Here is a 24,329-nt window from a genome sequence, read left to right on the forward strand (position 1 = left end):
TCCACTCCCCAGCGACCCCTCACCGCCTACCCCACCGGAATTCATGTTGGCCCTGCTAGAATGCCCGGCGTGTACACGAATCGCCGCGCTCATTACGAATACGAGTTGCTGGAGCGCTTCGAGGCGGGCATCAGTCTGACCGGAAGCGAGGTCAAAAGCATCAGGGCGGGCGGAGTAGATTTCCGCGACGCCTTTGCTCGCCTGACCCTTGGAAATGTAGAACTGGAAGGGCTGTACATTCCGGTATACACGCAGGCGACCTACAACAACCACGAACCCCGCCGTACCCGCCGCCTGCTGCTGCACCGCCAGGAAATCATGAAACTCAAAAAGCAGCTGGAGCAAAAAGGCCTGACGCTGGTACCGACGCGCCTGTACGCCAAAGGCCGGGTCTTTAAGGTCGAACTGGCGCTGGCACGCGGCAAACAGCTGCACGACAAGCGGCGCGCCGAGGCCGAAAAGACAGTGCGCCGGGAACTGCGGAGCCTGTGAGCCCTTCTATTGTCCCGAAGCGTTGGCGGCCCTTGTTGCTGTCGGCGGCTCTCCTTTGTGCAGGCATCGCAGGGGCGCAGGTGGCCCTCACGCGGCTGAATCTGGCTGGAGCACAGGTACAGAGCATCGGGCTGTACGGCGCCGAATATGCCAGCCGCGAAGTGCTGAGCCGCCTGCTGAACATCGAACAGGACGGCAGCATCGTGCGGGTGGAAGGCTACGGCCATACGTTGCTGCTGCCTATAGACGAGGACAACCAGCGGGCCACCACCGCCTTCAATACCGTACAACTGGACACCGAACGGGTCACGGGGCGCACGGCAACCCTGGTCAACGGAAACCTGTATCTGCCGCTGGACACGCTGGCAAGGGGACTGGGGGCCAGTTACGAACTCGGCAACTTCCGGGTAGCCGCTCCCAATTTGCAGGGGGTCAGCAGCCGCGCCGGGAAGGATTCAGACCGCCTGGTGCTTGACCTGACGCGCGACGTGGCCTTTAAGGACGAACTGCGCGGCACCACCGTGCAAATCACGCTGAGTGGACTAAAAGGAGAGGCGAGGCGCTACACCACACGGGGCGCGTTCATCCCCAACGCCGAAGTCAAAGCTCAGGGCAACAATCTGGTGCTGAGTTTTCCCTTGCCCTCCGGCAGCGGCTACCGCGTGTACCGCGTGGTCAGGCCCGGCGGGGCAAGGGTCGTTATCGACGCCGGGCCGGGTATTCCCCGGAATACGGTGGCCCTGCTTGACCGGATTTCGCGGCCCCTGATCGTGCTCGACCCCGCCCGTGTAGACGGCCTGGGCCGCGACGTGACGCTGGATGTGGCCCGCCGCGCCGCCGAATTGCTGGCAAAGGCAGGCTGGCAAGTGAAGTTGACGCGTGAAGCTGGCAGCGCCCTTGGCCTGAATGAAAAGCTGACGCTGGCCCGCCAGAGCGACGTGTTTCTGGCCCTCGATCTGGGACGTTTTCCCGGTACAGGGCGCGGCGGCGTGACCGTATACGAGCAGACGGGGCGGGCCAGCACCCAAATCGTGAATACCTTGCGGGCCGGAACCACGCCGCCGTATGGAACGCTGGTCGTGGGCGGTTCGGGCGGCAGCCGACGGCTCAGCGAACTCCTGCGCGGCGAACTGCGCGGCGGCGGCGTCACTGCCAAACAAGACAGCGTGTCGCGCATGCTGACGCTGGGTGAGGCTCCGCAGGCCGCCCTGCTGCTGGAACTCGGCTGGACAGGCAACGCCGCCGACCGTGCCAACCTGGGCACCGAAGCCCGCTTGCAGGCGATGGGTGTGGCGCTTGCCCGCAGCGTGGCAACCTACCTGACGGCCCGGGCCAACAATGCCAGTCAGTTGGGCGCGGCAGCTTCAACACAGGGAGCGGCCCAGTGAACGCCATCAAACGTCTGTTTTCTCTGTTCAATGTGGTGACGTTGCTGCTGCTGGCGGCGGCTTATATGGCCTACCAAACGGTACAGAAGCCGCCCGCCAAGCCCGACGCGCCGAAATTGCAATTGGCCCAGCAGCGCGACGTGAAAGTCAAGGTGTACTACAGCGACGCGCAGGTGCAGAACATGAAGGCCGAGACCCGCACCGTCATCGTCACGCAGGAAAATCCCGGCGCACTGGCGCAGGCGGCGCTGAACGTGTGGGCCAGCGGGCCGAGCGCGGCAGGCAACCTGGCTGTGGTTCCCAAAGGCACGGCGGCTCCCCGCGTCTATATTCGCGGCGCTCATTATTTCGTAGACCTGCCCAGCGCCTACCAAAACCTGAAGTACGGCAGCAGCGGCGAACGCATTTTGCTCTGCACCATGACCCGCACTCTGCTGGAGACACGGGGCGAGGACGTGACCTTTTTGGTGAATGGTCAGGACGTGGACACGCTGGGCCACCTCGATCTGCGTGAGGCGTTCACGCGGCAGGACTGCGCGGATCAGTAAGAATTGGCTGTGGGGCTTAAGTTCTGATAGGCACAAGGCTTGTCCTTAACCGTCCTTCCACCCTTAGCCTGACGCCCCAAACCCCCCATCCCACGCGCCTCCCACCACCCTCACCGATGACCCGATCCCCCACCCCACCGCACATCTTGCAGGCCATCACCTTGCAAGGGTTCAAGTCGTTTGCAGACCGCACACGGCTGGAGTTTGGGCCGGGAGTCTCGGCGGTCATCGGGCCAAATGGCAGTGGCAAAAGCAACGTGGTAGAGGCGATTCGCTGGGCCACCCACGGAGCGAGGGCGCGGGAACTGCGGGCGGGGCGGGGCAGCGAACTGATTTTTCACGGCAGCGGCGGCAAGGCTCCACTGGGACTGGCCGAAGTGGGGCTGGAACTGCACACGCCCGAGGGCCGAGTGAACCTGCTGCGCCGGGTGTACCGCGACGGGACGGGCGAGCAGGATTTGCAGGGCCGACCCGTGCGTGCCCGCGACATTCAGGCCGCATTGCGGGGCACGGGCCTGGGGCCGGGGGGCCTCGCGGTGATCGGGCAGGGCGAGGTGAGCGGGGTGGTGCAGGCCGAGGGCCGGACGCTGCTGGGCTACGTGCAGGAAGCGGCGGGCCTGTCGCGGGCCGTGACGGCGCGGCAGGAAACGGAAGGCCGACTGCGCGAGGCCGACACGCACCTGGAGCGCCTGCGCCTGCTGCTGAACGAGCGCGAAACTGCCCTGAACCGCCTGAGCCGCGCCGCCGAGGAGGCCCGCACCCACCGCGCCCTGAGCCTGCGCCTGCTGACGCTGGAAGACGCCGTGAGGCGTGAGCGGCAAGACGCCCTGCGGCGCGAAATCGCGGCGGCCAGCACCGATGCCGCCGTTGCCGAGGCCCGCAGTACTGCCCTGGCCGCCGAAGTGCAAACTGCCGCCGCAAGGGTAGAAACGGCCCGCGAAGCCGCCCAGGCCGCCCGCGCCTGCCGGGACGCTTTTGCCGGGGCGCTGGACGCACTACGGGCCGCCCGCGACGCCCACACGCAGGCCGAACGCTACCGCGCCCACCTTCAAACCGAGGCCGATGGACTGACCGCCGAACGCGCCAGCCTGCCCAGCACCCCGCCCGCCGAAACTGCCCCCGATCTGGCCGCCCTGACCGCCGTTGCCGCCACCGCCCGCGCCGAGGCCGAAGCCGCCGAACGCCGCGCCCGCACACTGGATACCGACCTGACCCGCGCCCGCGCCGCCGCTGCTCAGGCCGCCGAAACTGCCGCCCGCGCCGATGCGAGTGCCGGAACCTTGCGGGCCGAATTGGAACGGGCCGAGGGGAATCTGGAAACCGCACAGGAAGCGTTGGCAGCGGCATCAGAACGCCTCAGCACCGCGACGTTTGCCCGCCAGCACGCCGAAACTGCTTTTTCCCAGTTGGCCGCAACACGGGCCGAAGCCCAGAACCATGCCCGCCATCTGGAGGCCGAACTGGGGCGCGTGAAGGCCAGCGTCGCGCCCCTGCGCCGTGAGCGCGAGCGGCTGGAGCACACGCTGAACAGCTACGCCCGCTACGGCGAGGGCGCACGCAATGCCCTGCGGCTCGATCATCCCGGCATCGTGGGATCGGTGGCCGACCTGCTGACTGTGCCCGCCGAATATGAGGTGGCGTTGGGCGCGGCGCTGGGGCGGCGGCTGGAGCAGATCGTGGTGAACCGGGGCGAAGATGCCCGCGAGATCATCGAGGAACTGAAGCGCAGTGGGGGCCGGGCCACCTTTTTGCCGCTGGATCTGATCCGTGCCCGCCCGCGCCGGGACGCCGCCCTGCTGCGGGAAGCGGGCGTGCGGGGCAACTTGGCCGACCTGTGCCCCACCGATCCGCCACTGGTGGGTGAGGCAATTCTGGCCGATACCCTGATCGTGGACACCCTGCGTGACGCCAACAGAATTGCCCGCACGCACCAAAGTCGCCCCCGCCTGGTCACGTTGGAGGGCGAGGTGGTGGAACCCGGCGGGGCGATTACGGGGGGCCGCCTGCGCGATACGGGCACGGGCGTGCTGACCGATCAGAGACGGTTTCAGGAGCTGGACGCAGAGTTGGAGGACGCCGACCGGGTGGGAGGCAAGCTGGAGGCCGAACTGGGGCGGGTCAAGACCGGACTGGAGGCCAGCGCCGCGCCGCACGCCGAATTGCAGCAGGCCCGTGAAGCCGCCGTGCAGGAAGAAAGGGCAACCGAACGCCGCGTGACGGAGTCGGACGCGCAAATCCGCAGCCTGACCACCCACCGAGACCGACTGATGGGCCGCTTAGCGCCGCCACTGGGCCTGCCGACCTCTCCCCCACCGATTCCCACCACCGACCCCAACGCGCTGGAAGCCGACCTACACGCCGCCCGGCATGCTGCCGAAACGGGCCGGGCCGCCGAACGCGAGGCTCTGGAAGCCCTCGCCCTGGCCCGCGAACTGGACGCCGCTTGGCGGGCCTACCACGCGGCCACCTCCCGCGCTGCCGACCTCGCCGCCCGCCTGCACGCCAATGCCGAGGCCGCCCGCACCCAGGAAGGGCACCTGCTGGCCGCCGCTGCCGAGGTGGGCCGCCGCGAAGCCGCGCTGGGCACGCTGGATGAGTGCGAATTGGCCCGCGCCGAGGCCGCCCGTGAAGCTGCCGCCCTGGCCTATGCCAACCTGATTGCCGAGCAGAACCGGGTGCGAACCCGTCTGGACGACCTGCGTGTACTGATGGCGCGGCGCGAGGGCAGCCTCGAACCCCTGCCCGATGGCTGCTCGCCCCCCGGCACGCCCCGCGAGTGGACGGCAGAACTGGCCCGCGCCCGCGCCGAACTGACCGGATTGGGGCCAATTAACGCCCGCGCCGAGGCCGACCATGCCGACGAATCGGCGGAACTGGAACGCCTGCGGGCCGAACTACACGACGCCGAAACTGCCAGCGCTGAACTGCGTGCCCACCTCTCGGAACTGGAAGAACTGGAAAACGCGGCCACCCGAGCTGCTTTTGACCGTGTAAACACCGCCTTCCGCGAGTATTCCACCGAGTTGCTGGGCGGTATAGGCGAACTGGAACCCGAACGCAACGAGGCCGGGCGCTTGGTGGGCCTGCGTTTGGCCGTGCAGCCGAAGGGCAAGCGCACCCGCTCCATGACCCTGCTGAGCGCCGGAGAACGCACGATGGCGGGGCTGGGATTTCTGTTCGCGCTGAACCATGCAGGCGGAGAAGGCCACATGGGGGGCCTGCCTTTGGCCGTGCTGGACGAGGTAGACGCGCCACTGGACGAGGCCAATATCCGCCGCTTCACCGCCTTTCTGAAGCTGTTTGCCGAACGGGGCGCACAGTTTTTGTTGGTGACCCACCAGAAGGCAACAATGGAAGTGGCGCAGGCGCTCTGGGGCGTGACCACCGACGCGAGTGGCGCGAGCCGGGTACTCAGCATCAAGCAGACGGAGGACGCACGGGCGGGCTGAAATGTTGGCTGTAGGCAACAAGGAGGCGGCTTCAAAGTCATGTGGCTGACTGCACCCACCCCAATTGGCCCACCCCCAATTGGATTAAGCCACTTGCAGTAGGGCGGCGGCCCCGGCCATGTGCCATGCTGCGTCATGAAGACCCATACCCCCCAGCAAGCCGTCACCGAATTCCTGACGCTCTGGCAGGCCGGGGCGTACAACGAAATGTCGCGCCTGCTGCCCAAGCAGGGCACGCCGCTGAAAAAACAACCGGTGGGCCAGGTGCGCCAGACCTACCGCGTGCGAACCTTGCAGACCTTTGTGGTACTGGCCGCCGCCGACACCGACCCAGCCGCCGCGAATGTGGATGTGCAACTGGTCTACGCCGAAGCGGGCGAACTGCATTTCAAACGTTGGAGATTTCGGATGGTTCATTTTGGCAAGGGCGAGCAACCAATACCGCGTAACAGGGCGCAGGGCCGTTGGAAGCCCCAAGCCACGTACTTGCTGCCCGACCCGCCTGCTTTACGGGCGTAACGGCAGGAAACAGGTCTGAGCCTTTCGGCGCAATTTATTTAGAAAACTGGAACTGGCGTCCTTGTGGGCGTCAGTTCTACTCTCCATCCCCACGCCGGATTCAAGCTCGGCGGCAGTCAGAGAAAGCAGCCACGCTTTTCCCACCCAGCACTCGGCAGTTACGCTGGGCCTCTCCCCGCTTCTAGGGCCGCCACCACAAACCCCGCGATCAGCAACGCTCCGCCAATCGGGGTTATAGCCCCCAGCTAACGCTGTCCGGTCAGTGCCAGCACGTACACAGTGCCACTAAAGATAACGGCTCCGGCCAGCAGCAGCGCGGGCGCACGCCGGAGCCGCAACTGAATGTCACCTGACTGCGACCCCAGCGCGATCAGGGCCAGGGCCGCGTACATCTGGTAACGCACACCTGTTTCGAAGTTGGCGAGCATGGCCGAGTCTAAACGTGCCTTGAGTGCGTGTGCGCCGAACGCGCCGAGGGCCACGCCCAGTGCGGCCAGCAGCAAACCAGTCAAGAGTGCGTCTATGCGCGAAGAACCGACAGTGGGAGTGTCCATACGTGGAGAGCGTGGGGCTGACATGGTTCCAAAGTAGCGGGAAAAAGTCTGGCAGCGTGTCCCATTTTCGGGCCAGAGTGGGAAAGTGGGGGGGCTTGGGTGGGAAAATGGGGGAAATGGTGGGAATCTGTGGAAATTCATGGAGATGCCTGTTACACTCCCGGCATCAGCCTGAAATTGCACTCCATGCACGTTTCTGGTTGCTTTGTGGCCTCTATTTGCCAAGGCTCGATAGGGCGGCGAGTGGGAAAAGACCTCAGCGCACCCTGTTTGCCCCTGTTTACTGCCCACACAACCATTCATCCGCTGTTTTGGCCCCGTTGCCCCAAGCTCCGGGAAGCCGTGTAGGAAGGAGTCTGCGTGCCGTTTGGAGAATATCCGTACACAATCGACGATAAAGGCCGTGTGGTGTTGCCGCCCACGTTCCGCGATTTCGTTGAGGACGGCATGATCCTGACGCGCGGCATGGAAGGCTGCCTGTACGTGTTTCCGCTGGCGAGTTGGCGGCGTGTCGAAGAACAACTGGAAAACTTACCCCTCACCGACGCCGGATCGCGTTCGTTCGTGCGCTTTTTTTACTCTGGCGCGAACAAAGCCCGGCTGGACAATCAAAGCCGCGTGTCCGTGCCTCAAACGCTGCGGTCTTTTGCCGCCCTGGAAAACGACGTGATCGTGGCAGGCGCACCCGGCAGACTGGAACTCTGGAATCCGGCCCGCTGGGAAGCCGCCATCATTGCCGTGCAGGACAATCCCCCCAACCCCGAATTGCTCGCCAACTTTGTGGCGTGAAAATGCTCGATTTGACACTGCTTGATTTGAGTTCTAACCCCCCTGACGTACCCCATGACTGAACCTGACCTGATCCCTGAGCTTCCCGAATCTGCCCCCACCGAATCCGCCCTCTCCCAACCTGAAGACTTTCAAGACGACCTAGAAGGCGTGTTCTCGCATGTGCCTGTGCTGGCTGCTGAAGTGGTGGCAGCCCTTTCTCCTGCGCCCGGCAAGGTGTACATAGACGGCACGCTGGGCGGCGCGGGTCACACCCGGCTGCTGCTGGAGGCAGGCGCGGCGGTGTACGGCATAGACCAAGACCCTTTTGCCCTCCAGCGGGCCAGAGAGGCTGGACTGCCGGGCCTGACCGTGCTGGAAGGCAATTACCGCGATATGGCGGCGCTGCTGGCAGATGCGGGCGTCACGCAGGTAGACGGCGTGCTGCTGGATATCGGCGTCAGTTCCTTTCAACTCGACGATGGCGGGCGCGGCTTTTCCTACCACACCGACGCTCCGCTGGACATGCGGATGAGCCAGTCAGGGGAAAGTGCCTACGATGTGGTGAACGGCTACGAGGAGGCGGAATTGGCCTCGATCATCTACGAATACGGAGAAGACCGGTTGTCGCGCCGGATCGCACGCGGCATCGTGTACGCCCGCGAGCAGGCTCCGATAGAAAGCACCGTGCGTTTGGCCGAAATTATCAAGCGGGCCTATCCGGGCTTCAGCAAAGGCATTCATCCGGCGCGGCGAACCTTTCAGGCGTTGCGGATTCACGTCAACGATGAACTCGGTGCCCTGCGCGACGGCCTGAGTGCGGCGTCCGGGTTGCTGGCTCCCGGCGGACGGTTGGCCGTCATCAGCTTTCATTCGCTGGAAGACCGGATCGTGAAGCGGTTTGTGCTGGGCGACCACAGCCTGACGCCCCTGACCAAGCGCCCCGTGGTTGCCGACGAAGCGGAGCAGGCCAGCAATCCGCGTGCCCGCAGCGCCAAACTCCGGGCCGCCGAGAAAAAGGCCAGTTTTGTAGGTGAAGCGTGATCGCCCGCCTGACGATGGACACCAGTGCCGCCACCTGGCGGGGCCGCGCCATGCGCTACGTACTGATTTATGTGCTGCTGGCGCTGGTGCTGGTCGGCGTGCGCTACGCCACTCAGGATGTGAGGGTGCAACTCCGGGCCGCCGCAGAGCGTGAGGCCGAACTCCTGACCCTGCGCGACGACCTGGAAATTCGGGTGCAGGCGTTGACCACGCCCCAACGCATCCGCGAGTGGGCCTTTACACAGGGCATGCGCCGCTTTGCAGAGGCAGAACCCAAAGTCTCCGCCGATATCCCCCTCCTGCCCTTACCCGCCGACCTGCCCTCATCGCCGCCCGATTCCAGCGGTAATACGAGCGTCAGTCCGGCCCCCGCCCTACAGCCCCGTTTGGAGGTGAGAACACAGTGGAAGTAAAGATTCACAACCGCTCCCGTGTGATGCAGGTGCTCGCGCTCGCCATGTTCACCCTGTTGGTGTGGGCTTATGCCCAACTGGAATGGGGGCTGCCACAGGGCATCCGGCGCACGGTGGTGCAGTCTCGCGGGGCAATCGTGGCTGCCGATGGGTCGGTGCTGGCCCGCAGCGTGGGCGGCAAACGGGTGTATCCGCAGGGAACGCTAGCCGGGCAAGTCGTGGGCATGATGGGCAGCACGGAAGGGCTGGAGGGCCTGGAAGCCGCCTACAACCGTTCCCTGGAAGCCGGAGAAACCCTGAAGCTCACGCTTGATCCCCGCACGCAGGCCAATGCCGAGGCCGCGCTGGCAAAAGGCGTCAAGAAGCATCAGGCCGAATACGGTTCCGTGGTGGTCATAGAAACCCGCACGGGCCGGGTACTGGCAGCGGCAAGTTACCCCGCCTTCAACCCCAACGATTGGCGCACCTTTAGCCCCGATGCCCGCCGCAACCGCCCGTTTCTGGATGTCTTCGAGCCGGGTTCGACCATTAAGGGCCTGGTGGTGGGGGCCGCGCTGAACGAAGGCCACACCACCCCCGGCACTGTTTATGACACGCCTATGCGCCGCTATGTGGGCGGACGCTGGGGCAGCACCATCGGTGACGCGGTAGACCATCCTACCCAGCTGACCACCAAACAGGTGTTGCGCTACAGCAGCAACGTAGGGATGAGCCACATCGTCGAGCATTTTCCAGCAGCCGATTTACGCAACTATTTGGGACAGTACGGCTTTGGGCAGGATGTGTCTATTCCGGTGGTGTCCACGGCCACAGGCCGCCTGCAACCCCTGCGCAACTGGGATGATCTGGTGCGGGCCACCAACGCCTTCGGGCAGGGTATGAGCAGCACGACCCTGCAACTGGCCGCCGCCTTCAATGTGCTGGCGAACGATGGACTGTACGTGTCGCCCCGATTGGTCGAAGGCTCTGGCGCGGGCGAGCGGCGTGAAGTGCTGCGCCCGGAAACCGCCAAGACCATGCGTGGCCTGCTACAAGCCGTGATCGAGGACGGCATCTTCCATGCAGCGGGCATCAAGGGATATGCGCTGGGAGGCAAAACGGGTACGGCTCAAGTCGTCGTAGACGGGAAGTACTCCAACAGTGTCTACGACAGTGTATTTGCGGGATTCTTTCCTGCCGACGCTCCCCGCGTCACGGTGGCCGTTGTGGTTCACGGGGCAAAAATTGACCATCACGGCTCACAGTTGGCTGCGCCGATCTATCGCGAATTGGCGGCTGGCACGCTCTCCGAGTGGGCAGCGGCTCCCACTGTGCCCGAAAAGAAGCCGGAACAATAAAGCAAGAGTAAGCAAGTCAGCACTCGGCTGGCCCATCAAATATAAAATATGTGAACTGTGAGAGAGCGGAGTGACCTGAACGTTGGGTCACTCCGTACCTCATGCCGGAACAGTTTATTTACACCTAAATAGGGGGTATAAGAGGCACTCTGACCTAAATGTCGAGCTTCTCACACCCAAATAGGGATTCGGGCGCACCCTCATCCAACTTCATCATGAGAAACTAAATGAGTAGATTAGAATATATCTCATAATTATATATGCGTGTCTATCGGTCTTAACACATCAGTCTGTCAAAAATATCACAAGATTTTTTCCATAAATATGAGCTTATAAAACCCATAATCTCATAAGGCTGCCATTCCATCCCATTAGGCTCATACATGAAAAGAGCGGGTTGGCCCGCACTGTGGTGTGGCCAATCTGCTCAGAGCTTGTTTGACGGGACTGCCTCTCTGGCGATTCCTTGCCAAACGAGAGCCAGAACATCAGTAGCAACAACACCCCTCACTCTGACTGTCCCAAAAGCCGAGAACCACCACGGACGCGCCCCGTGCCCGCCCGCAGGAGAATCCATGCTTAAAATGCTTAATCGTTTCATCCACACTTTTGCCCTGTTGACCCTTGGCGTAGCTGCCGCCGTGCCCGCCCTGCCTGCGCCCGAGTTGGCCGCCGACGCCGTCAAAGATGTGCTGACTGTCGTGGCTCCAGCTGCGACTGCTCCGGCTCAGGCAGTTGCTCCTCGTCCGGCTGCGGCCCCCACTGCTGCCCAACCAACGGCTGCTCAGAACCGGGCCGCTGCTGTGGCTCAGGTGACCCGCGCTACCCCGGCCCGCCCTGCTACGCCTGTTGCACGCGCTGTCGCCCCTGTCCGCGCCGTTTCTGCGCCCCTTGCTCAGGCTGCCCCCGTTCGCACAGGCCGCACCGCTATCGTGCGGGCTACCGCCTACAACAGCCTCGCGGGCCAGACCGACAGCACGCCGTTTATCACCGCCACCGGCACCCGCACCCGCCCCGGCGTGGTCGCCCTCAGCCGCGACCTGCTGCGCTCCTTTCCTTACGGCAGCAAAATCATGCTCGAAGACATGAGCGGGCGTTACAACAACATGCTGCGGGGCCGGGTTTTCGTTGTCGAAGACACGATGGCCGCCCGCAAGACCAACAGCCTCGACATATGGATGGGCACCCGCAGCGAAGCCATTCAGTTCGGCGCACGCACCCTGCGAATCACTGCTGTTCGCTAACCTTCAACACTATTTCATTTGGCCTGTCCTGATTGGGGCAGGTCATTTTGTTGGCTGTTCATTGATGACTGGAGGACTAACGTTCTGGCTTTCCAGCGCAGGCGGTACCATAGCCTATGCTCAAGCAGTGTTTAGACAAGCAGGGTTCAGAATGGCGACCTGTCGCGGGTCTGTCATCTCACGTTGTCCGGCAAACACTTTTGCTGTCGGCGTTGCTGGGTTCCGCTGCCAGTGCCCAAACTGCTGCGGCTCCGTCCAGTTTTGAAGGGCAGATCGTCTATCAGGTCATGCCTGACCGCTTTGCCGATGGCAATACAGCCAACAACGCTGGCGTAGACCGCGCCAATCCGCGTGCGTGGCATGGCGGCGACCTGCCCGGACTGACGGCCAAACTGCCGTACATTCAAAATCTGGGCGCAACGGCACTGTGGATGACGCCGATTTATCGCCAGCAGGCCAGCAATTCCTTCGAGACGGCGGCCTATCACGGCTACTGGCCCGCCAACTTTCAGGATGTAGACCCCCATTTCGGCACCCTGGGCGATTTCGACACCCTGATCAGTGGCACCCAGAAGGCCGGAATGCGCGTGATCCTCGATCAGGTCATCAACCATTACGGGTACGCGGCAGACGTGGTCAAGCAGCAGCCCGCGTGGTTTAACGGGGAAGCGGAGTGCGCCGCCACAACCAACAAAGACGTGGACTGCGCGTTGGCGGGTCTGCCCGACCTGAAGCAGTCCAGTCCAGAGGTTCAAAAAGTTCTGTTCGACGCTGCTGATTTCTGGCGGAAGCGGGGAGTGGACGCCTTCCGATACGACGCGATCAAGCACGTGGAGCGGCCCTTTCTGAATGCGCTGCTGGCCCGTGACCGCGCCGCCGGAACCTGGACATTGGGCGAATGGTACGACGCCGATACAGGCACGGTGTCCGAGTGGCAGCGGGCCGGATTCGACAGCCTGTTCCTGTTCAGCCTTCAGGCCGCCATGCGCGACGCCATTATGAGTGGTCAGGGGCTTGACCGGGTGGCGGGCGTGGTGGCGCGGGCCGAAGAACTCCAGCGTCCCGGCGAAGTGGCGCTGTTTCTGGATAATCATGACGTGCCGCGCTTTGCCAACGGCACCCTCTTTGAAGACGATGGGCAGGCCCGCACCAAATACGGCCTGCGTGCGCTGATGACTCTGCGCGGCGTGCCCGTGATCTGGCAGGGCACCGAGATCGCCATGCGCGGCGGCACCGACCCCGACAACCGCCGCGATATGCGCTTTGAGGCCGACTGGACACCTGCTGAACGCAGCGTCTACGAGGTGGCCCGCGCCGCCATCGCTGCACGCAAGGCCAATCCGTCACTGAGCCGGGGGGCGCAAAAGTTGTTGCCCTTGCCGCCCAAACTGGAAAGTGATTTGCTGCTGTTTACCCGCGAACTGAACGGCGAGCCGGTGCTGGCCGCATGGCACAACGGCAAAGCCCGCCAGTCCTATTCCATTCGTCTTTCGGCGCTTGGGTTGACGGTCGGGAACTTGGCAGCCACACGCAGTCTCTTCGCAGGACAGGATGCCAAAGTGAGTGTCAGCGGCGGCTTTTTACATCTGAGCCTGCCGGGGCGGGATGCAGCAGCGTTTGCGCTGAAGTGAGGAGCCGAAGCGTGGAGTCGGTATCCGCTGGAAGCGCTACGACTGGACGTGGAAGGCCTTGACGGATCGCTCTTCTTTCATCAATCAACTGCACAAAATCCTTTCCGCCACCCCAAACATCTGAGGTGGCGGAAGTGGTGCGGGGGAACTGTAAGCCGGGTTCTGTGTCGCCCTTGCGGACTTAGCGGTCATCTCTCTGGGACGGCTGTTGCCAGACGCCTCGTGCGACCATCCTGACGGTCAATGGAACGGGCCGCTCCTCGCGTACTGTCGGGTCTTGCACCGGATGGGGTTTACCAGCACCCTGCGTCTCCGCAGAATCTGGTGCGCTCTTACCGCACCGTTTCACCCTGACCAATATTCGGTCTTCGCCCTGACCTTAGCCTTTTCGGCAGAATATTGGCGGTCTGGTTTCTGTGGCACTGTCCTTCAGCTTCGCCGCTTCCTGCACGCTCTGGGCGCTCATGCAGGCGCTCTGCTCGCCGACCAGCCGTTAGCTGGCATCCTGCCCTGCGGTGCCCGGACTTTCCTCACCCCTTCCCCAAGAAGTTTCCCTCTTAAGGTCAGGGCGCGACCGCGCATTCCCCCGCGTGGCCGAGTGTAGCAGGAAGGGCAGGCGCGGTGCGCCCAACCTTACCCCCAACGCCCCATCGTTTCGCGTTCGTCCCGCTCGCGCACATGGGGCGGCACGCGGTCTGGGTTCTGAAGGTTGTACAGTTCGCGCTCACTGAGTTCGCGGTATTCGCCGGGTTCGAGGTCGCCCAGCCACAGGCCGCCGATTCGGTAGCGCATCAGGCGGACGACTGGGTGGCCGATGGCGTCCAACATGCGGCGTACCTGCCTTTTGCGCCCGTCACCGATGGTCACAAACGCGCCCACGCGGGCCGGGGTAGCGTCTATGGCTTTGGCAACCCCGTCTTCGAGCAGCACTCCTTCGATCAGGCCGTCAAGCTCCTCCTGGGTGGGCGGATATTCGCCGTCTGTCCAGGCGCGGTAGGCTTTTTCGTGGCCGTAACGCGGGTGGGTCAACGTGAGGGTCAGATCGCCATCGGTGGTGAGGAGCAGCAGACCCTCGCTGTCCATATCCAGCCGCCCCACCGGGTGCAGGCCGGGAACGTTGGGCATGGCTTCCATCACGGTGTGCCGCCCCAATTCATCGTGGGCCGTGGTGACGTACCCGGACGGTTTGTGCAGAATAAAGGTGACGCGTTCAGTGGTGGCGGTTTCCACCAAACTGCCGTCTACGCGCACTTCATCTACAGGGGTCACGGTGCGGCCCAGCGTGGCGACCTCGCCGTTCACGGTGACCCTGCCAGCTGTAATCAGTTCTTCAGCGGCGCGGCGGGAAGCTACGCCAGCACGCGCCAAACGCTTTTGCAGGCGTTCGGCGTTGGTGCCGGAGTTGCTCCCGCCAGCATTGTTCTCATTTGAATTCATAGGCGACTCCTGCGGGAAGGAAAGGAAAGAAGGGCAGTGACGGCCAGCAGGATCAGCACGCCCGCGCTGCCCAGCAAAATGGCGCGGAGGCCGGGGGGCATGGTTTCTCCCTGCCGGATGACCGCTGGAATAAGGGTGGCGGCGCTGAGCAGGTTTGCACCCACGAGGCCGCCCACTGCTATGGCATTGGGCTGGCCGGAAGTGGATCCCGACGCTATCAGGAATACGCCCCACACGGCCAAAATGCCGCCGCACACGCGGGCCAACCACAACGGCGACACGCCCACCGCGCCTGCTAGCGTCGCCGGAAGAAAGTAAAGCAGGAGGCCGAGGGGCAAAAACACCACAGCCGTCAACCAGAAAGAAGCACGCAACACACCGGGCAGTGTACGGGAGGCGGCGCGGCAAAGGAGCGCAGTAGGGCACAGAAGGGGGGCGCTTGGGAAGTGGGCCGGAGGTTGTGGAATAGGGGAAAAGCGTGGTGGGCGAGGAATCTATGCTCTGTGCACAGGCAGGAATTTAAGAATGCATTCAAGATGCTGTCTCCCTGAGCAAAGCGGACGGCCTCACAGCCTCCGTGCCGAGATGTTTCGAATTGTCCCCGGCCTGATAGCCTCTGGCCCATATGCCCGTGATTGCCGTAGACAAGCCGCTGAACCTGACTTCTCATGACGTGGTGGGCCGGGCACGGCGGGCGCTGGCCACCAAACGGGTGGGCCATACAGGAACGCTTGACCCGCTGGCAACGGGCGTGCTGGTACTGTGCGTGAACGACAGCACCAAAGTCGTGCAGTTTATGGACGCCGACAGCAAGGACTATCTGGCGTGGGTCAGCCTCGGCGCAGGCACGCGCACGCTGGACGCAGAAGGCCCGATTGACGACACCGCCGATGTGCCGCCCCTGACCGAAGACGGCGTGCGGGCAATCCTGACCGACTTCGTGGGGCCGCTGGCACAGGTTCCGCCGCAATACAGCGCGATTCAGGTGGGCGGCGTGCGGGCCTACGCGGTGGCGCGGGCCGGGGGCACTCTGGACTTGCCTGCCCGGAACGTGGTCATTCATTCGCTGGAACTGCTGGGCATTTACGAGAGTATGGAGGCCGCGCCACACAGCTTCTCCCCTATTTCGCAGGGATGGGCTCCTGACGCACAGGGCAAAACATTTCCCTTCCCGACTCCGTTGGGCGAGTTTCCCACCCTGCTGCTGCGTGCCCGCGTGGGCAGCGGCACTTACCTTCGCTCGTTAGCGCGGGATGTGGGCGCGGCGCTGGGCGCGCCTGCCCACCTGTCGGGACTGGTGCGCACCCGTGTGGGCCGCTATGACCTGTCTGCCGCCGCCGACTTGGAACACTTGGCAGAAGCAAAAAGCATCCCCGATCTGGACGCCCTCGATTTTCCACGCCTGGAGGCCGACGAACGCCTAGCCCGCGAACTGCGCCAGGGCAAGCGCCCCCAGCACACGGCACAGGGGCGTCAAGTGGTCACGCTGAATGGGGAATTGGTGGCAGTGGTGGATGGAGACGGGGCAGAGTTGAAGGTGGTGCGGGCGTGGGCATGACATGACACAACTCAATTACACAAACTTTAGAGAGCAATTACAACCATTCTTCGGATGTTGTGATTCTCTTCTTATGCAAATAAATGTTTCTTACGAAGACGGAAGTGAAAATCCACACGTGTCACTTATACTAGAATGCCGTCTCCTTCCAGAATCTATTACCCATCGTTGGTGTAGGCTGCATTTCAGTATTAGCAATGTAAATGAGATGAATATCAACTTTCCCAAAAATACTTCCAATCGGGTTATATCTGATGGAGTTGCCGTTTTTGGCACAGAAAGAGATCAATATCTTGTTCTATGTCACAGTGGCGTTGAAGTTCTGGAATTGGAAGATATTAAATATTATCAGCTTTATTTTAGAGGAGATAATATTCGTTTTGCTGTAGTTAACGTCTAATGTTAACTACTTACTTAAGACTCTTGTTTTAATAGTTATGGAATCCGTCTCACTGCTGAGATTTTAAGAGAATCGCTACGCCTCTTCCGGGTGCAAAAACCCCTCAATACCCCGCTGGCCCTTCCATCTGCACGGCTCCCACGCCCTCCAACCCCCCGGCCAGCGTCAGCAGCAATTCATCTTTCAGGGCGGGGGCGATGAACTGAATGCCCACGGGCAGGCGCACGCCGTCTACAGTTTCAAACCCGGCGGGCACGCTCAGGGCGGGCAGTCCAGCCAAGTTGATGGCGACCGTATCCACATCGGCGGCGTACATGGCAAGTGGATCGCTGGATTTCTCGCCGTGCCGGAAGGCCGGGAAGGGGCTGGTGGGCGTGACCAGCACATCAAAGTCGGCAAAGGCGCGGGCAAAATCCTGCGCGATCAGACCACGTACCTTCATGGCTTTGGAGTAATAAGCGTCGTAGTAGCCGCTGCTGAGGGCGTAGGTGCCGATCAGAATGCGGCGCTGCACTTCCCGCCCAAAACCGTGTTCGCGGGTCAGGGTCATGCTGGTGTTCACATCTGCGCCGGGCGTATCGCGGCTCCCGTAGGTCATGCCGTCGTAACGGGCGAGGTTGCTGCTGGCTTCCGGCATGGCGATCAGGTAATAGGCGGCGATGGCGTGCCGCACGCTGGCGACGCTGACTTCCTGCACGCTGGCCCCGGCCCCGCGTAGGGCGTCCAACGTGGCACTCAGCGTGCTCTCCACGCCTGCCGTATTGCCTTCCAAACTCTCGCGGATGACGCCCACACGCAGGCCGCGCAGGTCGTCGGGGGTTCCGGCAGCAAACTGCGGGGGCGCGTGCAGGCTGGTGGCGTCCTGTGGGTCATGTCCGGCGATCACGTTCATGATCAGGGCAAGGTCGGCGGCGCTGCGGGCAAACGGCCCGATCTGGTCGAGGCTGCTGGCGTAGGCCACGAGTCCAAAGCGGCTGACGCGCCCGTAGGTGGGCTTCAGGCCATAGACCCCTGTGAATGCGGCGGGTTGGCGCACGCTGCCGCCTGTATCGCTGCCCAAACTGATGGGCGTAAGGTGGGCGGCCACTGCCACCGCGCTGCCGCCGCTGCTGCCGCCCGGTACGCGGGCCGTATCCCAAGGATTCAGAGTCGGGCCACTGGCACTGGATTCAGTGGAACTGCCCATCGCGAACTCGTCCATGTTGGCCTTGCCCACGATGACCGCGCCCGCTTGCACTAGGCGGCGGGCAACGGTGGCGTCGTAAGGACTAGTGTAGTTCGCCAAAATCCGGCTACCACAGGTGGTGCGGGTGCCGCGCACGTTGATGTTGTCCTTCACGATGATGGGCACGCCCGCCAGAGGCAAAGCTTCGCCCGCCTGTATCCGCGCGTGCACCGCCTCTGCCTGTGCTTCGGCCCCCGCATTCAGGCTGATCAGAGCATTCAGGTGCTGGGCTGCCTCGATTCGGGCCAACGATTCGGACAACAGGGCTTGCGGTGTGGTTTCCTGCGCCAACACGGCACGCGCCACGTCGGTGGCAGAAGGCTGGGGCGTGTTTGTAACAGAAGGGGTCGCGGGAACAGACATCACGTCAGTGTAACGGCGCAGGTGCGGGAAGAGAGCGGAAGGCCAGATAAGTGCCCTGCCGACACCTCTGCGCCCGTACCGCTGGCCCCTACCCACCCGAAAGTAGCGCTTTCACCGCAGCATCCCGATTTACCCATCGTACAGCAGTTTCAACTGTATGCGCCCCATCTGAGCAGCCTTCTGGAAGCTTCTGAAATTTTAGTTTCGTAAACTCGTTTGGCCGCTTTGTAAGGCGGCTAAGAAGATTCAAGAGGCGGGCATTTTAGTTGTAAGCGGTTACATCTGAGACAGCGATGTGTTTGCAGTAGAGTCTGCTGACTGCCGTGTCAGAGGTGGCCGAGCTTCATAGAGATTGTTTTCAACCCCCCAATTGTTAAGACAACATTGACACGCCCGATTTCACAGTGTAGCCTTCACGTACCAACTTTTAGACTTTCGTGGAACCGCTTCCGAAAAGGGGCGGGGCTGCACACCGGTGCAGTTTAAAACCACCAAGGGGGATGCATGAAGAAAGCAATCGCCATCATCGGTCTTACTGCTGCCATCGCAGCGAACTCTCAGGCCGCAGCGGTCACGGTCACCTTGGCCTGCGGCGCTGTTGGTCAGGAACTCGAACTGTGTAAAGCAGGCGCGGATCGTTGGGCCAAAAAGACGGGCAACTCCGTCAAAATCTTCGAAAGCCCCAACCTCACCAATGACCGCCTCGGCCTGTACCAGCAGCAGTTGGCCGCCAAAAGCAGCGACATCGACGTGTATCAGCTCGATGTCGTTTGGCCCGGCCTGCTGTCTCAGCATTTCGTTGACCTGAAGACCAAGGTGCCCGCCGCCGAAGTCAACGCTCACTTTAAAGGCATCGTTGCGGCCAACACCGTGAACGGCAAACTGGTGGCCCTGCCCTGGTTCACCGACGCTGGCCTGTTGTACTACCGCACCGACCTGCTGACCAAATACGGCTACAAGACTGCCCCCAAGACTTGGGCTGAGCTGGCCACGATGGCCAAGAAAATTCAGACCGGCGAGCAGAAGGCCAACAAGTCCTTTGCAGGCTTCGTGTGGCAGGGCAAGAACTATGAAGGCCTGACCTGCGACGCGCTGGAATGGGTCGTTTCCTTCGGCGGCGGCACCATCGTCGACGACAAGGGCAACATCACCATCAACAACGCCAAGGCTGCTGCTGCGCTCGACGCCGCTGCCAGCTGGGTCAAGAACATCTCGCCCGCAGGCGTCACCACCTACGGCGAAGAAGAAGCACGCGGTATTTTCCAGTCGGGCAACGCCGCGTTTATGCGCAACTGGCCCTACGCCTGGGCACTCGGCCAAGGCGACGACTCCAAGGTCAAGGGCAAGATCGGCGTCGCCCCTCTGCCCAGTGGCGGCGCACGCAACGCAGCCACGCTCGGCGGCTGGCAGCTCGGCGTCAGCACCTACTCCAAGAACCAGGCCGCCGCGATTTCGTTGGTGCGCTACCTCGCCGGCCCCGACGAGCAGAAGATTCGCGCCGTCGAAGGTGCCTACAACCCCACCATCCAGACGCTCTACAAAGACCCTGCAGTCCTGAAGGCAAACCCCTTCTTCGGCAGCCTCCTCAGCGTGTTCACCAGTGCCGTCGCCCGTCCTTCCGGCCCCACCAAAGGCAAGTACAACCAAGTGTCGCAGGCCTTCAGCACCGCCGTCAGCGACGTACTGAACGGCAAGAGCAAGGGCACGGCCGCCGTTGCCAAACTCTCCACCGACCTCGCCCGCATCAAGGGACGTGGCTGGTAATCCTTAACCACGCTCTCTCCTGAGCGTGCCGGGAGGACGTCCACACACCGGGCGTCCTCCTTTTTTAGATCAAAGCTTTATTTTTGTCGAATACTTCTCATGACACGGGATTGGGCGAAGATGCACTGTAAGTTTTCCAGCCTCTGATCAAGTTTCGCCATTCTTCGCACCGCCGCCGCACGGCACCCACTGCGGCCACCATCCTGCCCCACCGGGCGGAACAGGGGGACTTTCATGACCACCAATGCCACACCCAAACTTGACGCACCCATCAGACGCCGGGGCATCGAGGCGGCCCGCGCCCAACAAGCCCTGTGGCTGCTGCTTCCTACGCTGATTGCCATTGCACTTGTGGCTGGCTACCCGCTGTACCGCACCATTTTCTTTTCGCTGTTCGAGGCCAGCCTAACCACGCCAGATGAGCGCACCTTTTTGGGCATCGGTAATTTCTGGTTCACCACTGCCGAAGGCGTGCAACTGGGCTTTTTGCAAGACCCCAAATGGTGGGAAGCGGTCAAGAACACCATGTTGTTTACGGTGGTTTCCGTCTTCCTAGAGACCGTTTTTGGCATGATTATCGCCCTCGTCGTGAACACGGCTTTTCCGGGCCGCGCCTTCCTAAGAACCGCCATGCTGGTGCCGTGGGCCATTCCTACGGTGGTCAGTGCCCAGATGTGGGGCTACATGTACAACGATTCCTTTGGCCTGATCGGGCGCGGATTGTTGGGCGGGCAAGCACTGCTGGCCAATACCGACAGCGCAATTTGGGCGCTGATCGCGGTGGACGTGTGGAAGACCACTTCGTTTATGGCCCTGCTGATTCTGGCTGGCCTGCAAAGCCTGCCCACCGATATGTACGAAGCCGCCGACATGGACGGCGCGACCAAGTGGACGCAGTTTTGGCGCATGACCCTACCCTTGTTGCGGCCTGCGCTACTGGTAGCGTTGGTGTTCCGTAGCCTCGACGCCCTGCGCGTGTTCGATGTGATGTACGTGATGTTGGGGCCGGTGAATGCGGGCACCACCTCCATGACCGGTTACGCCCGGTTGCAACTGATCGATAACTCGCTCCTCGGGATGGGCAGCGCTGTTTCTGTGGCGATTTTCCTCATCATCATGGTGATCGTCGTGCTGTATGTCACGGCTTTCCGCGTCAAGTTCGATTAAGGGGGCTGATCATCATGAATCTGAAACGCAAGAATCCCGCCCTGTATTACCTTCAGCGCACCGGTTTTTATATTTTGGTCGCGGTCATTACCATCTACCTGATGGTGCCCTTCTTGTGGGCCGTCCTGACAAGCTTCCGGAGATCTGGCGACTTGTTCTTGCAGCCGCTCCAATTCGTCACCGCGCCTTCTACCCTCAACAACTACCGCGACGTCTTTGCCAACGAAAACTTTATCAACGGCCTCGGCTATAGCTTGCTTGTCGCAGTGGGCGCAGTTGCCATCAGTCTCTTGTTCGGATCGTTTGCCGCTTATGCTCTGGGCCGCTTCCGGTTCAAGGGCAAGTCTATGATCATGTACATCATTCTGGCGGTCAGCGTTTTTCCGCAAATTGCTGTACTCGGCGGGCTGTTTACCCTGATTCGCACCTTCGATATGTACAACAACCCCATCGCCCTCGTCTTCAGCTACCTGATTTTCACCATTCCCTTCACGGTGTGGGTGCTGACCAGCTTTGTGCGCGATATTCCCGGCGAACTGGAAGAGGCTGCGCTCGTAGACGGCGCTTCACCGCTCCGCACACTGTTCTCGGTGCTGTTTCCGGTCATGATGCCCGCCCTGGTGACCACAGGTCTGCTGGCGTTCATCAACGCCTGGAATGAATACCTGTTCGCGCTGACGTTCATGGGCACTCGCCGCACCGTGCCTGTGGTCATCGCCAACTACTCCGGGGCCACGCAGTTCGACCAGCCCTGGGGCCAGATCATGGCCGCCAGCATCGTGGTTACTGTGCCGCTGATTATTCTGGTGCTCGTGTTCCAACGCAATATCGTTTCGGGTCTCACCGCCGGAGCCGTCAAAGGCTAAACCTCCTTTCCAAACTTACTTTTCTTGCAGCCGCTTCCAATTCGGGGCGGCTTTTTTGTGGCTTCGTCCGTTCAGCTCAGAACTGTACCTACCCCCACCCCCATTCCCGCTAGGCTGACTCTATGACCGCCCCGCCTGTTCCCCCCGTGCCGCGCCTGCATGTGGGGCGCTGGGTGTCGGCGGTGCTGGCTCTGGTGTTGTTGGCGTTCAGTCCCACAGTGGCCTTTTATGCTCAGCACTTCTTGGGCGGCCCAGCACAGCAAGCGGCCCCCCTGCCCCCGGCGCGGGTAGGCACACTCTCGCCAGAAGTGGTGCAGAAGTACGCTCTCACCACCCTCAGCTTTCAGCAGGCATTGACCGATGTGCGCGTGAGCGAGCGCCGCCGCCTGAGGCTGAGCGAATTGCATTACCAGACCTATTTGCAAGCTTCCCGAACTCTCGGCCGTGCGCGGGCCAACGCCGTGATGCGCCTGCTAGACACCGAGATTCGCAACCAGAATCCGGCCCTGAGTCGCCGTAGCGTGTTTGGCAGCCCCGAAGCAGCGCTGAACAATGTGCAGGGGTGGCTGGCGTTTTTGGACTGGGCCGAGGGCACCCGCCCCGGTGACCGGGTACTGGCACGGCAAGCTCCGGTGCCCATCGCGCCGCGAATCGTGCGGGCCAACCGCGCCAACATCGTGCGGGCAACCAATGCCCTGCACCTGACGCCCGGTGGTCTGGCGGCCATTCTGGACAACGAGCAGGCAGGCGCACGCAGCGGCCTCGGCCTGTCGGGGTGGCTTCGAACCTTTACCGACACTGTGGCGCTGCGGGCCACCGAAGCCTACGGTAGCAGCGGAGCCACAGGCCGCCTGTCGCGCACGGTGGGCCTGACCCAGATGGGCTGGGAAGATGCGGTTGGGCAATCCGAGAGGTTGCGCTCGCTGAACGTGACGCTGAACGGCCCCTATCCTACCGACGAAGCGCAGTCCAGAGCCGCCCTCAACTCCCCCCACGATCATTTTTTGCTGAGTGCATCGCGCTTGCGGGGCTATCTGCTGGCGAGCCTGCCCATCAGACCTGACCCCTACGCCGACCCGCTCAGTCCCTTGACGCAGGCCTACCTGACCGACGCCTGGGCCAATTTTCTCGGCCCCGCGTGGCACAACAACCCCGCCCTTGCCAGCAGCGGGCAGACGTGGCCCTATGCCTGGAATGCCTTCTTCAAAGCCTGTCTGTACGAGCAGCGGTTGTTTGCGAGATCAAACTAAACGCTCAGCAAGTCCCGCGTCGCCTGGGCCAAGTCTCCGCTTCCGGCGAGGCTGCTGCCCACCAACACGGCATCGGCCAGTCCGCGCACCACAACTAAATCTGCCGGGGTGCGGTAGCCACTTTCGGCCACCAGCAGGCCCGTGAATCCTGCGGCGCGGGCGCAGGCAATCAGGCGCGGGCTGACGGCCAGATCGATGTGCAGCGTGGTCAGGTCACGGTTGTTTACGCCGATGATTTCGGCTCCGGCCCCCATGGCAATGTCCAGCTCGCGTTCATCGTGGACTTCGACCAGGGCATCTAGCCCCAGGTGGTGCGCCATCTGCAAATACTCGCCTACCGCTCCCCCCAACACGCTGACCATCAGCAGGGCGGCAGACGCGCCCCAATCGGCGGCCTCGCGCAGCATGGCCGGATGTACCACGAAATCTTTGCGGAGAACAGGCAGCGCAATGGCAGCAACAACGGCATGCAGAGCTTCTGGGTTGCCGTCAAAGTGGCGCGGCTCTGTAAGGACGCTGATGGCCGCCGCGCCGCCCGCTTGGTAGGCCAACGCTGCCTCTGCCGGGTCAAGCGGGGCAATGGCTCCCTGACTGGGACTGGCGCGTTTGACCTCGGCAATCAGTGACAATCCATCAGCCCGGAGTGCAGTTTCAAAGCGGCGATGGCGGGGGCGGGCCGCGCCCAAGCTGGCCTCTGCGCCCGCATAGTCGGCCACCCGTTCGGCCACGATGCGCCCCAGCACGCCCGGAACCCCGCTGAAATCCAGCTTCACGCTTTCTCTGGACGTATCTACGCTGCCTTGCACCATAGCCGGAAGTACCATATACGGAAGTATAGGAGCCGGGGCCGGGCAAATCCGGCGGCTGTCCTAGTCAGAGTTGCGCCCTTTCAGCGCTCTGTCAGCACCCGCC

General features: G+C 62.5%; 22 protein-coding genes and 1 other RNA gene. 17 read left to right on the plus strand and 6 right to left on the minus strand.

The features are described 5' to 3' along the window. Nucleotides 1-60: 60 nt before the first annotated feature. From smpB to M1R55_RS00350, 5 genes are all read left to right on the plus strand, one after another. Nucleotides 61-492, plus strand: coding sequence for an SsrA-binding protein SmpB (smpB, locus tag M1R55_RS00330; protein WP_249392779.1), 432 nt, complete (start codon nucleotides 61-63; stop codon nucleotides 490-492). After that, complete coding sequence (locus tag M1R55_RS00335) at nucleotides 489-1,880, plus strand: N-acetylmuramoyl-L-alanine amidase (protein WP_249392780.1); 1,392 nt, start codon at nucleotides 489-491, stop codon at nucleotides 1,878-1,880. The genes smpB and M1R55_RS00335 overlap by 4 nt, the downstream gene beginning before the upstream one ends. A 5-nt stretch (nucleotides 1,881-1,885) precedes the next feature. Continuing rightward, on the plus strand, nucleotides 1,886-2,428 hold the full coding sequence (locus M1R55_RS00340) for a GerMN domain-containing protein (protein ID WP_249394244.1): 543 nt from the start codon (nucleotides 1,886-1,888) through the stop codon (nucleotides 2,426-2,428). A gap of 116 nt (nucleotides 2,429-2,544) precedes the next feature. Continuing rightward, nucleotides 2,545-5,877: a chromosome segregation SMC family protein gene (locus M1R55_RS00345; protein WP_249392781.1), complete on the plus strand. Its 3,333-nt coding sequence runs from the start codon at nucleotides 2,545-2,547 to the stop codon at nucleotides 5,875-5,877. A gap of 135 nt (nucleotides 5,878-6,012) precedes the next feature. Further along, on the plus strand, nucleotides 6,013-6,396 hold the full coding sequence (locus tag M1R55_RS00350; RefSeq protein WP_249392782.1) for a hypothetical protein: 384 nt from the start codon (nucleotides 6,013-6,015) through the stop codon (nucleotides 6,394-6,396). Nucleotides 6,397-6,641: 245 nt separating this feature from the next. Here M1R55_RS00350 and M1R55_RS00355 read toward each other — a convergent pair whose 3' ends face one another. Next, the gene (locus M1R55_RS00355) at nucleotides 6,642-6,950 is read right to left on the minus strand and encodes a DUF423 domain-containing protein (RefSeq protein ID WP_371827126.1); all 309 of its coding nucleotides are present in this window, start codon (nucleotides 6,948-6,950) and stop codon (nucleotides 6,642-6,644) included. 360 nt (nucleotides 6,951-7,310) lie between these two features. Between M1R55_RS00355 and mraZ the strand changes: the two genes are divergently transcribed. From mraZ to M1R55_RS00385, 6 genes are all read left to right on the plus strand, one after another. Further along, nucleotides 7,311-7,739 (plus strand): division/cell wall cluster transcriptional repressor MraZ, encoded by a 429-nt coding sequence (gene mraZ / locus M1R55_RS00360; protein WP_249392783.1) that lies wholly within the window; start codon nucleotides 7,311-7,313, stop codon nucleotides 7,737-7,739. Between the two features lie 54 nt (nucleotides 7,740-7,793). Then, nucleotides 7,794-8,762 carry a 16S rRNA (cytosine(1402)-N(4))-methyltransferase RsmH gene (gene rsmH, locus M1R55_RS00365; RefSeq protein ID WP_249392784.1) on the plus strand — a complete coding sequence of 323 codons (969 nt, stop codon included), beginning with the start codon at nucleotides 7,794-7,796 and terminating at the stop codon, nucleotides 8,760-8,762. Further along, the gene (locus M1R55_RS00370) at nucleotides 8,759-9,175 is read left to right on the plus strand and encodes a hypothetical protein (protein WP_249392785.1); all 417 of its coding nucleotides are present in this window, start codon (nucleotides 8,759-8,761) and stop codon (nucleotides 9,173-9,175) included. Before rsmH ends, M1R55_RS00370 begins: the two co-directional genes overlap by 4 nt. Then, nucleotides 9,166-10,512 carry a penicillin-binding protein 2 gene (locus tag M1R55_RS00375; protein ID WP_249392786.1) on the plus strand — a complete coding sequence of 449 codons (1,347 nt, stop codon included), beginning with the start codon at nucleotides 9,166-9,168 and terminating at the stop codon, nucleotides 10,510-10,512. Before M1R55_RS00370 ends, M1R55_RS00375 begins: the two co-directional genes overlap by 10 nt. 575 nt (nucleotides 10,513-11,087) lie before the next feature. After that, the gene (locus tag M1R55_RS00380) at nucleotides 11,088-11,756 is read left to right on the plus strand and encodes a 3D domain-containing protein (RefSeq protein WP_249392787.1); all 669 of its coding nucleotides are present in this window, start codon (nucleotides 11,088-11,090) and stop codon (nucleotides 11,754-11,756) included. Between the two features lie 116 nt (nucleotides 11,757-11,872). Next, nucleotides 11,873-13,387, plus strand: coding sequence for an alpha-amylase family glycosyl hydrolase (locus M1R55_RS00385; RefSeq protein WP_249392788.1), 1,515 nt, complete (start codon nucleotides 11,873-11,875; stop codon nucleotides 13,385-13,387). A gap of 135 nt (nucleotides 13,388-13,522) precedes the next feature. Here M1R55_RS00385 and rnpB read toward each other — a convergent pair. From rnpB to M1R55_RS00400, 3 genes are all read right to left on the minus strand, one after another. Further along, an RNA gene (gene rnpB, locus M1R55_RS00390) (RNase P RNA component class A) lies at nucleotides 13,523-13,977 on the minus strand. A gap of 43 nt (nucleotides 13,978-14,020) precedes the next feature. Next, nucleotides 14,021-14,824: a pseudouridine synthase gene (locus tag M1R55_RS00395; protein ID WP_249392789.1), complete on the minus strand. Its 804-nt coding sequence runs from the start codon at nucleotides 14,822-14,824 to the stop codon at nucleotides 14,021-14,023. Further along, nucleotides 14,821-15,201 (minus strand): hypothetical protein, encoded by a 381-nt coding sequence (locus M1R55_RS00400; protein WP_249392790.1) that lies wholly within the window; start codon nucleotides 15,199-15,201, stop codon nucleotides 14,821-14,823. The genes M1R55_RS00395 and M1R55_RS00400 overlap by 4 nt, the downstream gene beginning before the upstream one ends. A 248-nt stretch (nucleotides 15,202-15,449) precedes the next feature. Between M1R55_RS00400 and truB the strand changes: the two genes are divergently transcribed. Continuing rightward, the gene (gene truB / locus M1R55_RS00405) at nucleotides 15,450-16,382 is read left to right on the plus strand and encodes a tRNA pseudouridine(55) synthase TruB (RefSeq protein ID WP_249392791.1); all 933 of its coding nucleotides are present in this window, start codon (nucleotides 15,450-15,452) and stop codon (nucleotides 16,380-16,382) included. 1 nt (nucleotide 16,383) lies between these two features. Next, the gene (locus M1R55_RS00410; RefSeq protein ID WP_249392792.1) at nucleotides 16,384-16,782 is read left to right on the plus strand and encodes a hypothetical protein; all 399 of its coding nucleotides are present in this window, start codon (nucleotides 16,384-16,386) and stop codon (nucleotides 16,780-16,782) included. Nucleotides 16,783-16,885: 103 nt separating this feature from the next. On the opposite strand, the gene gatA is transcribed toward M1R55_RS00410, so the two are convergent. Next, nucleotides 16,886-18,370 (minus strand): Asp-tRNA(Asn)/Glu-tRNA(Gln) amidotransferase subunit GatA, encoded by a 1,485-nt coding sequence (gene gatA, locus M1R55_RS00415; protein WP_249392793.1) that lies wholly within the window; start codon nucleotides 18,368-18,370, stop codon nucleotides 16,886-16,888. 504 nt (nucleotides 18,371-18,874) lie between these two features. Between gatA and M1R55_RS00420 the strand changes: the two genes are divergently transcribed. From M1R55_RS00420 to M1R55_RS00435, 4 genes are all read left to right on the plus strand, one after another. Further along, the gene (locus M1R55_RS00420; RefSeq protein ID WP_249392794.1) at nucleotides 18,875-20,134 is read left to right on the plus strand and encodes an ABC transporter substrate-binding protein; all 1,260 of its coding nucleotides are present in this window, start codon (nucleotides 18,875-18,877) and stop codon (nucleotides 20,132-20,134) included. Between the two features lie 234 nt (nucleotides 20,135-20,368). Next, entirely contained in the window at nucleotides 20,369-21,301 is a 933-nt protein-coding gene (locus M1R55_RS00425) for a carbohydrate ABC transporter permease (protein ID WP_249392795.1), read from the plus strand. A 14-nt stretch (nucleotides 21,302-21,315) separates the two neighbouring features. Next, the gene (locus tag M1R55_RS00430; protein WP_249392796.1) at nucleotides 21,316-22,167 is read left to right on the plus strand and encodes a carbohydrate ABC transporter permease; all 852 of its coding nucleotides are present in this window, start codon (nucleotides 21,316-21,318) and stop codon (nucleotides 22,165-22,167) included. 122 nt (nucleotides 22,168-22,289) lie between these two features. Beyond that, nucleotides 22,290-23,417: a hypothetical protein gene (locus tag M1R55_RS00435; RefSeq protein ID WP_249392797.1), complete on the plus strand. Its 1,128-nt coding sequence runs from the start codon at nucleotides 22,290-22,292 to the stop codon at nucleotides 23,415-23,417. Here M1R55_RS00435 and trpC read toward each other — a convergent pair. Continuing rightward, a complete protein-coding gene (trpC, locus tag M1R55_RS00440) occupies nucleotides 23,414-24,226 on the minus strand; it encodes an indole-3-glycerol phosphate synthase TrpC (protein WP_249394088.1) in 813 nt (270 codons plus the stop codon). The genes M1R55_RS00435 and trpC overlap by 4 nt on opposite strands. Between the last annotated feature and the right edge of the window lie 103 nt (nucleotides 24,227-24,329).

The sequence above is a fragment of the Deinococcus sp. QL22 genome, assembly GCF_023370075.1.
Lineage (GTDB): Bacteria > Deinococcota > Deinococci > Deinococcales > Deinococcaceae > Deinococcus.